16 protein-coding genes are annotated in these 13,978 nt (G+C 62.6%); 9 read left to right on the top strand and 7 right to left on the bottom strand.

Features of this window, described 5'->3' with window-relative positions:
* Positions 1-48: 48 nt before the first annotated feature.
* Positions 49-957 (top strand): phosphoserine phosphatase SerB, encoded by a 909-nt coding sequence (gene serB / locus CVS28_RS10490; RefSeq protein WP_103481472.1) that lies wholly within the window; start codon positions 49-51, stop codon positions 955-957.
* A 122-nt stretch (positions 958-1,079) separates the two neighbouring features.
* Here the strand turns inward: serB and CVS28_RS10495 are convergent, their stop codons facing one another.
* Both CVS28_RS10495 and CVS28_RS10500 read right to left on the bottom strand, forming a co-directional pair.
* The gene (locus CVS28_RS10495; protein WP_103465721.1) at positions 1,080-1,820 is read right to left on the bottom strand and encodes an SDR family oxidoreductase; all 741 of its coding nucleotides are present in this window, start codon (positions 1,818-1,820) and stop codon (positions 1,080-1,082) included.
* Positions 1,821-1,965: 145 nt separating this feature from the next.
* The gene (locus CVS28_RS10500; RefSeq protein WP_103481473.1) at positions 1,966-2,700 is read right to left on the bottom strand and encodes a beta-ketoacyl-ACP reductase; all 735 of its coding nucleotides are present in this window, start codon (positions 2,698-2,700) and stop codon (positions 1,966-1,968) included.
* 184 nt (positions 2,701-2,884) lie between these two features.
* On the opposite strand from CVS28_RS10500, the gene CVS28_RS10505 reads away from it, so the two are divergent.
* The 4 genes from CVS28_RS10505 (at position 2,885) to CVS28_RS10520 (ending at position 5,037) form a co-directional block, all read left to right on the top strand.
* A complete protein-coding gene (locus CVS28_RS10505) occupies positions 2,885-3,349 on the top strand; it encodes a DUF3099 domain-containing protein (RefSeq protein WP_103481474.1) in 465 nt (154 codons plus the stop codon).
* Positions 3,346-3,585, top strand: a complete 240-nt coding sequence (locus CVS28_RS10510; RefSeq protein ID WP_103465724.1) for an acetone carboxylase — start codon at positions 3,346-3,348, stop codon at positions 3,583-3,585. The genes CVS28_RS10505 and CVS28_RS10510 overlap by 4 nt, the downstream gene beginning before the upstream one ends.
* Before the next feature lie 3 nt (positions 3,586-3,588).
* Entirely contained in the window at positions 3,589-4,482 is an 894-nt protein-coding gene (locus CVS28_RS10515; RefSeq protein ID WP_103481475.1) for an SURF1 family cytochrome oxidase biogenesis protein, read from the top strand.
* A 63-nt stretch (positions 4,483-4,545) separates the two neighbouring features.
* A complete protein-coding gene (locus CVS28_RS10520) occupies positions 4,546-5,037 on the top strand; it encodes a YbaK/EbsC family protein (protein ID WP_103481476.1) in 492 nt (163 codons plus the stop codon).
* Positions 5,038-5,082: 45 nt separating this feature from the next.
* On the opposite strand, the gene CVS28_RS10525 is transcribed toward CVS28_RS10520, so the two are convergent.
* Entirely contained in the window at positions 5,083-6,681 is a 1,599-nt protein-coding gene (locus tag CVS28_RS10525; RefSeq protein ID WP_103465727.1) for an ABC-F family ATP-binding cassette domain-containing protein, read from the bottom strand.
* Positions 6,682-6,939: 258 nt separating this feature from the next.
* Here CVS28_RS10525 and CVS28_RS10530 point away from each other — a divergent pair, with 258 nt between their 5' ends.
* From CVS28_RS10530 to CVS28_RS10540, 3 genes are read left to right on the top strand one after another with little or no spacing between them, the layout of a single operon-like run.
* The gene (locus CVS28_RS10530; RefSeq protein ID WP_243399825.1) at positions 6,940-7,482 is read left to right on the top strand and encodes a biotin transporter BioY; all 543 of its coding nucleotides are present in this window, start codon (positions 6,940-6,942) and stop codon (positions 7,480-7,482) included.
* Positions 7,483-7,502: 20 nt separating this feature from the next.
* On the top strand, positions 7,503-8,198 hold the full coding sequence (locus tag CVS28_RS10535) for an energy-coupling factor ABC transporter ATP-binding protein (RefSeq protein WP_103481528.1): 696 nt from the start codon (positions 7,503-7,505) through the stop codon (positions 8,196-8,198).
* A complete protein-coding gene (locus CVS28_RS10540) occupies positions 8,198-8,857 on the top strand; it encodes an energy-coupling factor transporter transmembrane component T family protein (protein ID WP_103481477.1) in 660 nt (219 codons plus the stop codon). Before CVS28_RS10535 ends, CVS28_RS10540 begins: the two co-directional genes overlap by 1 nt.
* A gap of 36 nt (positions 8,858-8,893) precedes the next feature.
* On the opposite strand, the gene CVS28_RS10545 is transcribed toward CVS28_RS10540, so the two are convergent.
* Positions 8,894-10,102, bottom strand: a complete 1,209-nt coding sequence (locus CVS28_RS10545) for a thiolase family protein (protein WP_103481478.1) — start codon at positions 10,100-10,102, stop codon at positions 8,894-8,896.
* Positions 10,068-11,585: an AMP-binding protein gene (locus tag CVS28_RS10550; protein WP_103481479.1), complete on the bottom strand. Its 1,518-nt coding sequence runs from the start codon at positions 11,583-11,585 to the stop codon at positions 10,068-10,070. The genes CVS28_RS10545 and CVS28_RS10550 overlap by 35 nt, the downstream gene beginning before the upstream one ends.
* 72 nt (positions 11,586-11,657) lie before the next feature.
* On the opposite strand from CVS28_RS10550, the gene ypfJ reads away from it, so the two are divergent.
* A complete protein-coding gene (gene ypfJ / locus CVS28_RS10555) occupies positions 11,658-12,563 on the top strand; it encodes a KPN_02809 family neutral zinc metallopeptidase (RefSeq protein WP_103465732.1) in 906 nt (301 codons plus the stop codon).
* A 228-nt stretch (positions 12,564-12,791) separates the two neighbouring features.
* Here ypfJ and CVS28_RS10560 read toward each other — a convergent pair whose 3' ends face one another.
* Together CVS28_RS10560 and sufC are read right to left on the bottom strand one after the other, a co-directional pair.
* The gene (locus CVS28_RS10560; protein ID WP_103465733.1) at positions 12,792-13,142 is read right to left on the bottom strand and encodes a metal-sulfur cluster assembly factor; all 351 of its coding nucleotides are present in this window, start codon (positions 13,140-13,142) and stop codon (positions 12,792-12,794) included.
* A 37-nt stretch (positions 13,143-13,179) separates the two neighbouring features.
* Entirely contained in the window at positions 13,180-13,947 is a 768-nt protein-coding gene (gene sufC, locus CVS28_RS10565) for a Fe-S cluster assembly ATPase SufC (RefSeq protein ID WP_103465734.1), read from the bottom strand.
* Between the last annotated feature and the right edge of the window lie 31 nt (positions 13,948-13,978).

A 13,978-nucleotide genomic window follows, 5' to 3' on the forward strand; every position in this document is an offset into this window, starting at 1 on the left:
CCCTTGAGTCGTGCGCGGGCGGTGGCGCTATTTCGCTAGAATGCATTCATGCCCTCCACATACACCGCAGTCAGCTATGGCCAAACGCTCTCCCCCGAAGCCTTGGACCAGGTTCGCGCAGTGCTCGCCGACCATGGCTGCGCCATCGTTTCTGAACAAAACCGGAGCCACCCCGGCTTTGAGACCACCAGCTTTGAGCTGTCCTGCGGGCAGGAAAGCAACGCGATTTCAGGCCAGGAAGCCCTCACTTCCCTGCGCACGGCCCTTTCGCAGGCCACCGCCGAAGACATCACCACGGCCGTGGTGCCCAATTCCTTGCGGAACGCGGCCCGCAAGTTCATCATCATGGATGTTGATTCCACACTGATTCAGCAGGAAGTCATTGAGCTGCTGGCCGCCCACGCCGGCACGGAAGCTGAAGTGACCAAGGTCACCGAGGCGGCCATGCGCGGAGAGCTGGACTTTGCTGAAAGCCTGCACCACCGGGTGGCCACGCTGGCCGGACTCCCGGAGAGCGTCTTGGCCGAGGTGGGGGCCGCGATTGTGCTCTCCGTGGGCGCAGAACGCTTGGTGGCCCAGGCCAAGGCTGCCGGCCACGTGGTGGCAGCAGTTTCCGGTGGCTTCTCGCAGATTTTGGCACCCCTGGCACAGCGTTTGGGTCTGGACTACGCCTTGGCGAACGATCTGGAAATCGTTGACGGCCACCTGACAGGCAAAGTAACAGGAGCCGTGGTGGACCGCGCCACCAAGGCCGTGCAATTGCGCACCTGGAGCGGGGAGTCCGGCATTGCCCAGGACGCCACCATGGCCATTGGTGACGGCGCCAATGACCTGGACATGATGGCGGCGGCAGCCCTGGGCGTTGCCTTCAACGCCAAGCCTGCCGTGCGCCGGGCCGCTGACGCCCAGATCAACCTGCCCAATTTGGATGTTGCCCTGGCGTTGGCCAACATCTAAGGCGCCGCGCCCCGTTCCACCGCAAAAAACTCGGGCCTGGTGAACTGCTCTTACAGCAGTTCACCAGGCCCGAGTTTTTTATATCTCTTACACCGGGTTCAGTTCCGAACCAGAAGTGTTCCCTACTTGAACGAGTCCGCTCCGCCAACGTATTCAGTGTGTCCGGTGGGAACATCGGCAGTTGCCATGGCGGCGATTTCGCCAGCAAATTCAGCCACGGAGTAAAGGCGGCCGGCTTCAGCGCGGCGGGCCTCGATGGCGCCCGGGTTGGCGCGGTCCAGCAGGGTTGCCGTCACGGTGCCTTCAATCATGTCCGCGGAAACCACCACCAAGGAGATATCCTCGGCGGCCAGGTTGGGGATCAAGGCACGGAGGGCGTCCTCGCCGGCACGCTTGCTCTTGGCCACAGGCAGGTATTCGGCCATGGTGGGCACTGTTTCGATGAAGTGCGCCTGGTGGCTGGTGACAAACACGACCCGGGATCCGGCCGGCATGACCGGCATGGCCGCGTTGAGCAGATTGACCTGGGCGTCACGGTTAAGCAGGAGGGCGTAGTTTTCAGCCATGCCGCTTTCCATGCCGCCAGAAGCGTTCAGGACCACCAAATCCAGGGAGCCAAAGTTCTCCAACGCGGCGCTGACCAACGCCTGCACGCCTTCCTGAGTGGTGAGGTCGGCACCCACGGCAACTGCGCGGCCGCCAGCTTCAACGATCTGGGCAACAACCTTGTTTGCACGCGGCGCCTTCTGGCGGTAGTTCACTACAACTGCTGCACCCTCGGCAGCCAAGAACTTGGCAACGTCAGCACCCACCCCACGTGAGGATCCGGTGACAATGGCTGTTTTTCCGTCAAGCTTTCCCATAAACATTTCCTTTAGGTTTAGCAATAAATATTCAAAAACTGTGCGGTCAAACCCGCACAAAAGACTCATGCAAGATCTTATCGGCGCACCCGGCTACTACCGAGTATGGCGCTTTGCATCCCGAGCAGGTGTTGAGTGGGCGGGTCTAGTGGCCCATGCCCAAGCCGCCGTCAACGGGGATAACGGCCCCGGAGATGTAGGAAGCCTCATCACTGGCGACCCACCGCACCACGTTGGCCACTTCCTCTGCGGAAGCAAAGCGGGCGGCCGGGATGCTGGCGAGGTACTGCTTTTGGGTGTCCTCTGGCAAGGCGGCAGTCATGTCGGTGCTGATGAAGCCCGGAGCCACAACGTTGGCTGTGATGCCGCGTGAGCCCAGCTCACGGGTCAGGGAGCGGGCAATGCCCACCAACCCTGCCTTGGATGCTGCATAGTTCATCTGGCCGGCCGAACCGTACAGTCCCACCACTGAGGAAATGAGTACCACGCGGCCCTTGCGCAGGCGGATCATGCCCTTGGATGCACGCTTGATGACCCTGAACGCACCCGTGAGGTTGGTGTCAATGACGGATGTGAAGTCATCTTCACTCATGCGCAGCAGCAAGGTGTCCTTGGTGATGCCGGCGTTGGCGATGAGGACTTCAACGGGCCCGTGGGCTGCCTCAACTTCGGTGAACGCTGCGTCAATGGACGCCGCGTCGGTCACATCGGCCTGGACACCCAAGATTCCAACGGGCAGCTCGGAGGGGCTCCTGTAGGTCACGGCAACTTTGTCGCCGTTGGCCAGAAATGCCTGGGCAATGGCCAAACCAATGCCGCGGTTGCCGCCCGTAACCAAAACACTGCGACTCTGGCGCTCGGCGCTCTGCGCTGCACTCATGTATTCCTCCATTGTTGTAACACATTGTTGTAACAGCCATTCGGGCGCCTCTAGCGGGCACCCGGCTGGCCCATTGAAATTCGCTTTTGTTAACGAATCCTACGGTGAAAGCCGCGCAGGCACACAGTTTGCTTTTGGTTGTGCACAGCTGCAGTGAGAGAATGGAAGGGTCCCTTGGAGTGTGATGAAAGAGCAATCAGCTACGCCGAAGTTCGGTGCTGGCCGGCGCAGCAAGTACCGTCATGGCGCGCCTGCCCGCGACGTTCCCGCCATTACCAATGCAGCCGTTGCGCATAGCGATGAAATGCATCAGCGCATGGTGAAATACGCCACAGCCATGGGTATTCGGATGGTGTGTTTGGTGTCCATCTTCATTTTCGACGGCTGGTTCAAGCTGATTCCCGTCATCGGCGCAGTGATTCTTCCCTGGGTGGCTGTGGTGATTGCCAACGGTGGATCAGACATTGTCCACCAAGACACTGTTGACCTGTTGGATGAGGCGCCCATGTATGCCGTGGACGCCGGCGCTGAAGCCTCAGCGGATGAGGCAGCCGCCGAGGTGCTCACCGGGGAAATTGTTCCCGACGACGAGGCCGCCGCCGAACACGTCAACACCGAACCATTGGACGCGCAGGAGCACAAGACGTGAATATTTTTGATCTGCTGCCCGCCCAGGATGCACCCCAGGCAGCCATCTGTTCCCGCAAGGGCTGCCGCGAAGTGGCCACCATGCAACTCCTGTGGAACAATCCCAAGATTCACACAGCCGACCGTCGTAAGATCTGGTTGGCTTGCCAAGACCATGTGGCCTGGCTGGAGGACTACCTTCAAAGCCGTTCCCTGTGGAAGGAAACTCTGCCAATGAGCCCTAAGGATTCCGCCTAGTTCATGAAGACGTATAAATTTCTTTTCTCCAGCCGCTGGGTTGGCTACTTCGCCTTGGCACTTGTTTTTGCCTTGGCCTGCGTGGCGTTGGGGAACTGGCAGATGAACCGCCGCAATGCGGTTGTTGAGAACATCACAAAGATTCAAAACAACTATTCCGGCGCCATTGTGGATTACGACGCCGTGGCCGGCAACTTTGAGGCGCTCGATCCAGCCAGGGAATGGACTCAGGTGCGCCTGAAGGGCACCTACCAAACAGCCGACCAGAGGGTGGTCCGCAACCGCCCGCTCAATGGCGCTCCCGGCTATGAAGTACTGGTTCCCTTAACGCTGGAGAATGGCGACACCGTCATCATTGACCGTGGCTGGCTGCCCATTGGCTACACCCAACCCGGCCACCCCGACGTTGTGCCACAGCCTGAAAGCGGAGTCGTCACGGTGGTGGCACGACTAAAGCCCGCCGAGCCCAAACTGGACCGAAGCGCCCCCGCCGGTCAGCTGGCCTCGATTGAACTTAACGACTACGCAGCCCAACTCAGCTATCCCATCAAGACCGGCGCCTACGGCCAGCTCGCCACGGAAACACCAGCCGCCGCCAGCAACCCGGTGGCGTTTCCTGCTCCCTCGATCGATGAGGGATCGCATCTGAGCTATGCGCTGCAGTGGATAGCCTTCGGCGTTCTGGCCTTTGTCGGCTTTGGCTACGCTGCCAGAATGCAACGGCGCAACGACGAGTTCGACGCCCTTGAAGCGGAAGAGTCGGGCGTCCCCGTGGAGGAACTCTACGGGCGAGGCTCGGCGTTCCATCCACGCCAACTGCCCAAGAACAAAAAGCCGGGTTCACGGCCCACCGCAGAAGAGGCCGAAGACGCCCTGCTGGATTCCCAAGGCTTCTAACAACCGCTCAAGCCGCTGAGCGACCCCATCACACCCTGTGATACTTGTCATAGACTGTCAGGCGTGAACACTGAGACAAACACAGAGAACCGCAACCCCGTTGTTGAGAACGTGCGCGCAGCCCTGGCCGCGGCAGGGCTTGCCGACACAGTCATCGTGGTGCCGGATTCCGTTGCCACCGCTGCCACCGCCGCCGCCGTCCTGGGCTGCGATGTGGGAGCCATTGCCAACAGCCTGATCTTTGAGTGCGACGGCGCTCCCCTGCTGATTCTTGCCAGCGGAGCCGCCAAGGTGGACGTCAAATTGGTGGCCCGTGAGCACGGCTTGGCCAAGATCAGCCGGGCCACGGCCGACTTTGTTCTGGAACATGCGGGCCAGCCGGTAGGCGGCGTGGCACCGCTGGGCCACCCCTGCCCAATCCGCACCTTTTTGGACACCTCATTGGCACAGTACCCCGTGCTGTGGGCGGGGGCAGGAAGCCACCAGGCCATGCTGTCCATCAGCTACGAACAGCTCCTGGCAACCACCACCGCAACAGAAACTGCCGTGCGCTGAAGTCAGCGCACGGCAGTTTCTGTTGGTTTGGGCAGCAGTTGGGGACTAGGCCAGCGTGATGAGGTCCAGGTACTCCGGGTTCCACAGGTCTTCGTCGCCGTCGGGCAACAGAACCACACGCTCGGGGTCAAGGGCCGCAACTGCTCCCTCATCGTGACTGACCAAGACAACGGCGCCTGTGTAGTTCTTCAAGGCCCCCAGGATTTCCGCACGGCTGGCAGGGTCCAGGTTGTTGGTGGGCTCATCGAGCAGCAGCACGTTGGCGCTGGAGGCCACGATGGTGGCCAGAGCCAGACGCGTCTTTTCACCACCGGAGAGAACGCCTGCAGGCTTGTTGACGTCGTCGCCGGAGAACAGGAATGAACCCAAAATGCCGCGAACCTCGGCGTCGTTCATGGTGCCTGCAGCCGAGCGCATATTCTCAAGCACCGTGCGGTTCACATCAAGGGTGTCGTGCTCCTGGGCGTAGTAGCCAACCTTGAGCCCGTGGCCGGGAATGATCTCACCCGTGTCCGGCTTTGAAACACCTGCCAGCATGCGCAACAGCGTGGTCTTGCCGGCACCGTTGAGGCCCAGGATGACCACCTTGGATCCACGGTCAATGGCAAGGCTGACGTCCGTGAAAATCTCCAAGGAGCCGTAGGACTTACTCAGTCCTTCCGCCATCAGCGGGGTCTTGCCACAGGGCGAGGGATCCGGGAAGCGCAGCGCTGCAACCTTGTCGCTGGCGCGTACTTCTTCCAGACCGGCCAACAGCCGTTCGGCCCGCTTGGCCATGTTCTGGGCGGCAACGGCCTTGGTGGCCTTGGCGCGCATCTTGTTGGCCTGTTCCATGAGGACGCCGGCCTTCTTTTCAGCGTTGGCGCGTTCACGACGTCGGGCACGCTCATCGGTTTCACGCTGGGCCAGGTACTTCTTCCAGCCCAAGTTGTACTGGTCAATCGTGGCGCGGTTGGCGTCCAGGTGGTAGACCTTGTTCACCGTGGCTTCGAGCAGCTCGGTGTCGTGGCTGATCACAATCAAGCCACCATTGTGGCTCTTGAGGAAGTCCCTGAGCCAGGCGATGGAGTCGGCGTCCAAGTGGTTGGTGGGCTCATCAAGGAGCATTGTCTGGGCACCGGAGAACAAAATGCGTGCCAGCTCAACACGGCGGCGCTGACCACCGGAAAGGGTCTTCAAAGGCTGGTTCAGAATGCGCTCAGGCAAGGCAAGGTTCGAGGAAATGGCAGCTGCCTCGGCCTCTGCGGCATAACCGCCAGCAGCCAGGAATTCCGCCTCGAGGCGGTCGTAGCGGCGCATCGCCTTGTCGCGGATGGCGTCGTCGTCGCTGGCCATGTCATTCTCTGCCTTGCGCAGCTTGGTGATGACCTTGTCCATGTCGCGCGCGGCAAGAATGCGGTCCTTGGCCAGCTGCTCCATGTCAGGGGTGCGCGGATCCTGCGGCAGGTAGCCGATCTCACCCGTGCGGGTGACCTTGCCGCCTGCGGGCAGTCCTTCACCGGCCAAAACACGTGTCAGGGTGGTCTTGCCGGCGCCGTTGCGGCCCACAAGTCCGATCTTGTCACCGTTGTCGATGCGGAATGATACTTCGTCCATGAGCAGGCGCGCTCCAGCACGTAACTCAAGGTCTTGGACCGATATCAACGTAGTAACCTTTCACGTAAGCGGGTATGTGCCGCGAAACGAATCCTGAGCCCCTGCGGGCTAGACGAGCGTTGCACAACCTGTCCAGTCTAACGAGGTTCCCGGGCCACCAAGTCCTGCGCCCGGAGAAATTTACTGAAAGTTGCACTAATGACTTCATCACAGTCGATGAAAGAGACGTTGGGTACATCCGGCGGGCAGCCCGGCGGATCGCCCTCGCGCCATAGTCTATACTCACGGCGGAAACGCTGGAGTGCCATGGACCTGTCACTCATTGCCGTTTTTGCTGCTCTGCTGGCTGCTTCCATTGCCGTTCCCGGAGTGAATGTTGGCCCCCTCGGTGTGGCCATCACCCTCCAAACGCTTGTTGTCAGCTTGTGCGGACTGGTCCTTGGTTTCGGCCGTGGCACTGCGGCTGTGGGCCTTTACATTCTGCTGGGCCTCATTGGACTGCCCATTTTTAGCGGCTTCCGCGCCGGTCCGGCCGTGTTGGCCAGCCCCTCCGCCGGCTACATCATCGGCTTCATCTTCGGTGTTGCCGTGGTGGGCCTGCTCGCCACCTGGGCGCTCCGGCGCCGCTGGCGTGCAGCCGCATTGTTTGCGGCCGCCATGGCTGGCACAGTGGTCATTCATGCCAGCGGAATTGTGGGCTTTGTCATCAAGGGCATGAGCCTGCCCACAGCCATTGCGGCCGACGCCATTTACCTTCCCGGAGACATCATCAAGAACGTCTTGGCTGTGGTGATTGCCCTGAGCCTGCACAAGGCCTTCCCCGATCTTTTGGTGCGACGCCGCAAGTGAGCCCCGCCCCGAGCTGCAGAATTGAACTGGCCCAGGCCAGTGTCAGCATTCCCCCCAGCGATCCCCGCATCAAAGAGTCAAAAACCATTCTGGCTCCACTGTCCCTGACCCTGACCCAGCAGCGCATTGCCGTGATTGGGGCCAACGGCTCCGGAAAATCAACGTTTTTGCGGCTCATCAATGGCCTCGTCCTGCCCACCACGGGCACGGTTGAGGTCAACGGCCGCAGCACCCACCGCGAGGCTGCTGCCGTGCGGCGTAGCGTTGGCTTTGTCTTCACGGACCCACTCTCGCAATTGGTGATGCCCACACCGCAGGAAGACATTGAGCTGTCCCTGCGCCGGGCGAAGCTGAGTAAGAAGGAACGCCGGGAGCAGGCCCTGGCCATCCTGCGCGAATACCGCCTGGAGCATCTGGCCCAGAGCAGCATTTACGAACTCTCCGGCGGCGAACGGCAACTCACAGCGCTGGCCACGGTATTGGCGGTGGTCCCGGACATTCTGGTGCTCGATGAGCCCTCCACCCTCCTGGACCTGCGCAACACCAGGTTGTTGATGGAACGCTTGGCAGCACTGCCCCAACAGATCATTCTCTCCACCCACGATCTGGCGCTGGCTGCCACTTTTGAGCGGGTCCTGGTCATGGATCAGGGTGCCCTGGTGTTCGACGGCGACCCCCACCAGGGCGTTGCCGCGTACCGGGAGCTGGCAGGCTAGTGCGCGGCCACGCCCACTTGGTGGCCGGCTACGTTCCGGGCTCCTCTCCCCTGCACCGCATGCGGCTGGGGCTCAAGGCAACCCTGCTGTTTTCCGTGGCAGTGCTCGCCCTGGGATCGCCCATCATCTCAACCCGGGTGGGGGCAGTGGTGACAACCCTGACCCTGTTGGCGGTGATGGTGGCCCACTTTGTGGCCGGGCTGGGTTGGCATCGGATGTGGCGCGCCATCCGGCTCATGCTGATCTTCCTGATCCTGATTGCCGGGTACCAGTGGTGGCAGCACGGCCCGTGGGTGGCCTGGCAGGTCATGGCGGCCATCGTGGCGACCGTGCTGGCGTCAAATGTGCTCACCTCCACAACACCCGTGGATGAACTCCTGGACGGCCTGGCCGCAGTGGTCAAGCCGCTGGAACGGTTCGGGGCCGATCCGGAGCGTTTCTCTCTCACAGTGGCTCTGATGTTGCGGAGCATTCCGTTTGTCATTGGAGCCTTTGGCGATGTGCGCGACGCCGCCCGCGCCCGCGGTTTGGAACGCAACCTCTTGGCCCGCTCGCTGCCCGTGGTGATTGCCACCGTGGGCTATGCCCGCGCCACGGGGGAAGCCTTGGCCGCCCGTGGTTTGGGTGATCCCGAGGACGACGACGCGTCCCGGCCCTGAAGGTCAGTCATGGGACCGCCGGCACCAAGCATGCGGCTACAGTTTTACCCACTGGAATTGCGCTGAAATGCCCATCCCGCCTGCCATGCTGATCATGGCCACGGCAGTCCTGCCCGGCTCATCATTTCGGCGCGCCTGGGCCAGCAGCCTCGTCACCGACACGGCCCCCGAGGCACCGTACGGGTGCCCCAAAGCCAGCGCCCCGCCGTCGTGGTTGAAGAGTTGCGGGTCAAGGCCCAAAAGGTCGGCAACGGCCAGGACCTGGGCTGCGAAAGCCTCGTTGAACTCGATCAGGCTGGTGCCCAGTGCGGCGGAACTCAGACCCGTGCGCGCCATGAGTTCCCTGGTGGAGTGGGCGGCCCCCACGCCCAGCAGGTTCGGATCATTGCCCGTCACGGCACTGTCACGGAACAGCAGTCCAGCGGCGCCCATGCGCCGGGCCTTGGCCAGCGACGTCACCACCACAACAGCCGCGCCGTCACTGTCGGGGCAGGAATTGCCGGCAGTCACCGTTCCTCCAGGCACAAAGACTGGCGGGAATCTGGCCATCAGCGCAGCGTTGAGATTGTGGCGGGGCCCTTGATCTGCTGCCAGTGACTCAAACGGCACCAGTTCCTGAGCGAAGCGCCCTTGCGCGGTGGCGGCCACGGCACGCCGGTGACTTTCCAGGGCGTACGCGTCCTGGCGGCTCCGGCTGATGGCATAGTGCGTGGCCACGTTCTCTGCCGCCACACCGGCATCGGGGTCGCCCAGTTCTAACGGGGAAAACTGCGCCCGCCGATAAAACTCCAGGGTGCCGTCGGGATGGCGATGCGCGCGGGCGGGGGCAGTGCTGATGCTCTCCACTCCCCCCGCCACATACAGCTCACCGGCGCCGGCCTGAACCAGTCGGCAGGCCAGTACTATCGCCTCAAGCCCCGAGCCGCACTGCCGGTCCACCGTGAGGCCCGGTACGTGGTGCGGCAGGCCGGCGCTCAAGGCAGCCAGCCTGGCCATGTTCCCGCCGCCGCCCGTGGCATTGCCCAGGATGACGTCATTGATGTCCTGCGGAAGCACGTCATTGTCAGCCACCAGGGGTTTGATCACCGCAGCGGCAAGGTCGTGCGCCCTGATGTGCTTGTAGGCCCCGCCGGCTTTGGCGTTGGGCAGGCGCTTGGCGGCAACAATGACAGCGGTGGTCCGCGCGGCGTGGCCGGTCACCTGGGCCAGATCAGTGGAGTCGTTGTGCACGGGGGTCCCCTTCATTGAGCCACTGTGTGAAGATGGCTCGGCTGATCTTTCCGCTGCCCGTCAACGGCAATGCGTCCAGTAGATAGTACTGGCTTGGCCGGTGCGATGCCGGGAGTTTGGCAGCAGCGAGACGGCAGCGGGCCAGCAACGCGGTAGCGTTGCGTTCCCCCGCGCCCGCTGCAATCCCTTCGCTGGCGTAGAGCCCTGCCACAAGGCGCTGCCCCCGCAAAGGATCCTCCCGCCCTGTCACCAAAACGCTGACGTGCCGGCCGTCGAAGGAGGCCGCCGCGGCGGCTGCGAGGGCTGCCTCCACCGCGTGGGGATAGACGTTCGCCCCTGCCGTGATGATCATGTCGCTGGCCCGGCCCAGCACGTGCAACCGTCCGGCGTTGTCAAGGCGTCCCTGATCGTGAACCGTAAACCACTCCCGCGCATCCGATTCGACTCCCAGTTCCGATTCGACTCGATCCTGGCCGTCTTGGCGCCACGGCGCATTGGCTGCGAGTGAGCTGAAGGCAAGTCCGTCGTCGCCCCAGGCGTAGCCGCTGCAAACATAGGGGCTCTTGACGTAAATGGTCCCCTCCACGCCGCGGTCCACACGTTTCCCGTGGCCATCACGGATGCTGATCTGAACGCCCGGAAATGCGGTACCCACACTGGTTTCCGGCATGGCGGGCGTCCCGGTACGGTCGACGCCGGACGCGGCCACAAAACCCAACTCGGCGGCACCGTAGTACTGGTGGATGGCTGCGTTGGGCGCCCATTCACGGGCCAAGGCCAAGGCGCCTGCCGAGAGTGCCGAGCCGGCGCACACGATTGAGGCCAGTTGCTGGCCAGACTGTTGTGTGCGCAACCCGGCGCCGGCCAGTAGCTCCAGAACTGTCGGCACCAGAACCAGCCTGTTGACGTTGTGCTCTGCCATGGCCGCCAATGCTGCCGCGGTGCTGAAGTGCGGCAGCGCCACAAAAGTGGACCCTGCATAGATGGACTCGCCCAAGGCATAAAGATTCATACTGGCGGCCAGGGGTCCCGGAGCCAAGGTGACGGTCCGTTCTGTGACCTCGAAGAACTCGACACTGCGGCCCATGGATTCTTGCCATGATGCGCTGCTGCGGGTGAACGCCTTAGGCAGTCCGCTGGTGCCTGAGGACAGTCCCAGCAAAAATGGTGGCTCCGCTGATCCCCCATGGTCGGCCCCGTTGGCCCAGTCCAGTGCAGCATCGCGTAGCCGGTGCCGAAGGTCGGGTGACCCTTGGGCGTCGATCACCATGGCCACCTTGCCTGAGTAGACGGCTGCACAGAATCTGGCGGCCAAGGCTGTGCTGGTTGGCTCGTCAATGACTTCCACAAGCTCCGCTGCGGCGGGGGTGGACGTGGCGGCGGTGGACGTGGCGGCGGCAAGGAGCTGGGCGAAGGTGAGCCGATGCTCCCCCACCACCACGGCGGCGTTCTGGCCCGCGGTGCGGGCCCAGCGCTGGAGCTGGTCAATGAATGGCATTGACTACATGCTAGCGAAACACTGTCCGGAAAATTGCCGCACAGCTCAACCAGCCGAGGTTAAGCTGTTGCCATGACTTTTAATGAAGGTGCCCGACTGGACCCGTCGCAGGCTGAGGACCGCAGGGGCCGCACGGGCATGGGGCGCGGCGGCAAGGTGGGGCTGGGGCTCGGTGGTGGAATCGTGGTGCTGATTGGCGCACTCCTGGGCATCAACCCTGACTTGCTCTCGGGTTTGTTGGGCGACACGGGCACCCAGCCGGCCATTGAGCAGAGCGGTGCCAGCGGCTTGGAAAGCTGCCAAACCGGCCAGGACGCCAATGAACGCCTGGACTGCCGGATCCTGGGCACGGCCAACTCGCTCAACAGCTTCTGGCCCGGGTATCTGGCCCAGTACAACATCAAGTACTCAGTGCCGAAAACAGTGATCTTCACCGGCAGCGTCAGCACTGCCTGTGGTTCTGCCACCTCGGCCGTGGGGCCGTTCTACTGCCCCGGGGACAACAAGGCGTACTTCGATCCCGACTTCTTTGCCCAGCTGGAGGAACAGTTTGGCTCCTCCGGCGGGCCACTGGCGCAGGAGTACGTTGTGGCGCACGAGTTTGGCCACCATGTCCAGAACATCACCGGCACCATTGACAAGGGCAATCAGGGCGCCACGGGCGCCCAATCCGCAGCTGTGCGAACCGAACTGCAGGCCGATTGCTATGCGGGTGTGTGGATGCGCTACGCCTCAACACAGCCGGCGCCGGGCTCCACGCTGCCTTTCCTTAAAGCATTGACGCAGCAGGACCTCAACGACGCCCTCTCGGCGGCCTCCTCGGTGGGTGACGACCGAATCCAGCAGGCAGCCACGGGCCGCACCAATCCGGAGTCCTGGAGTCACGGCTCCAGCGCCCAACGTCAAAAGTGGTTGTACACCGGCTACCAAAGCGCCGACATGGCCGCCTGCGACACCTTCTCAGTCCCCAAGGTGTAGCCACCAACCGAAACGAAAGAACCGCCGTCGTCCGGGCAAATGCCAGGACAACGGCGGTTCTTTGCGCAAGCAGCATGTGCGCCGAGGCGCTGATGTGCGTGCCGGGAGCGGCTCCGGGCGTCCGCGATGGGCCCACAGCTGCGCGGGCCCCACTGCGAGCTTGCGAGTGGAGGGAGCAGCTGGGGACGGGCGGGCACCAGATCAGCGCGAAGGTGCGCTTGCTGCCTACTAGATGTTGAAGCCGAGGGCCCGCATCTGGTCGCGGCCGTCGTCTGTGATCCGCTCGGGACCCCACGGCGGCATCCACACCCAGTTGATGCGCCATTCGTCAACGATGGGACCCAGGGAGGCCTCCACCTGCTCCTCGATGACGTCCTGCAGGGGGCACGCCGCTGTGGTCAGCGTCATGTCCAACAGCAAGGCACCGTCGTCGCCGTAGCGCAAGCCGTAGAGCAGGCCCAGGTCCACGATGTTGACGCCGAGTTCCGGGTCAATGACGTCCCTGAGGGCTTCCTCAACGTCTTCGAGGTTGGTTTGCCCAGCAACAATCGCTGCGCTTGTTTCGCTGATGTCAGTCATGATTACCTTCTTGGCAATATAGAGAGTGGCGTGGCGGTTAGGCCGTTGCCGACTCTGCAACCTGGTAGCGGTCGTAACCTTCGTCTTCCAAGCGGTCGGCAAGTTCCGGGCCGCCCTGTTCGGCAATGCTGCCGTCAACGAACACGTGCACAAACTGCGGCTTGATGTAGCGCAGGATGCGTGTGTAGTGGGTGATGAGCAAGGTGCCCAGCCCGCCGTCTTCGATGGAACGGTTGACGCCTTCGGAGACAACCTTCAGCGCGTCAACGTCCAGGCCGGAGTCGGTCTCGTCCAGGATGGCGAACTTGGGCTTGAGCAGTTCCAGCTGGAGGATTTCGTGGCGCTTCTTCTCGCCACCGGAGAAGCCTTCGTTGACGTTGCGCTCAGCAAACTCAGGCTCGATGCGCAACTGCGCCATGGCAGCCTTGACGTCCTTGGTCCAGGTGCGCAGCTTGGGGGCTTCGCCGTCAATGGCAGTCTTGGCGGTGCGCAGGAAGTTGGTCATGGTGACTCCGGGGATTTCCACGGGGTACTGCATGGCCAGGAACAGGCCGGCGCGTGCACGCTGGTCGACTGTCATCTCCAGGACGTTTTCGCCGTCCAGGGTGATGGAGCCGCTGTCCACTGTGTAGCGGGGGTGGCCGGCAATGGTGGCCGCGAGGGTGGATTTGCCGGAGCCGTTGGGGCCCATGATGGCGTGGGTTTCCCCGGTGTTGATGGTCAGGCTGACACCCTTGAGGATGGGCTTGACGCCCTGCTCGGTCTCAATGCTGACGTGCAGGTCCTTGATTTCCAGAGTCGACATACTCTATTTTCTCCTAAAAATTTGTGTGTGC

This window comes from Arthrobacter glacialis, assembly GCF_002909415.1.
Taxonomy (GTDB): domain Bacteria; phylum Actinomycetota; class Actinomycetes; order Actinomycetales; family Micrococcaceae; genus Specibacter; species Specibacter glacialis.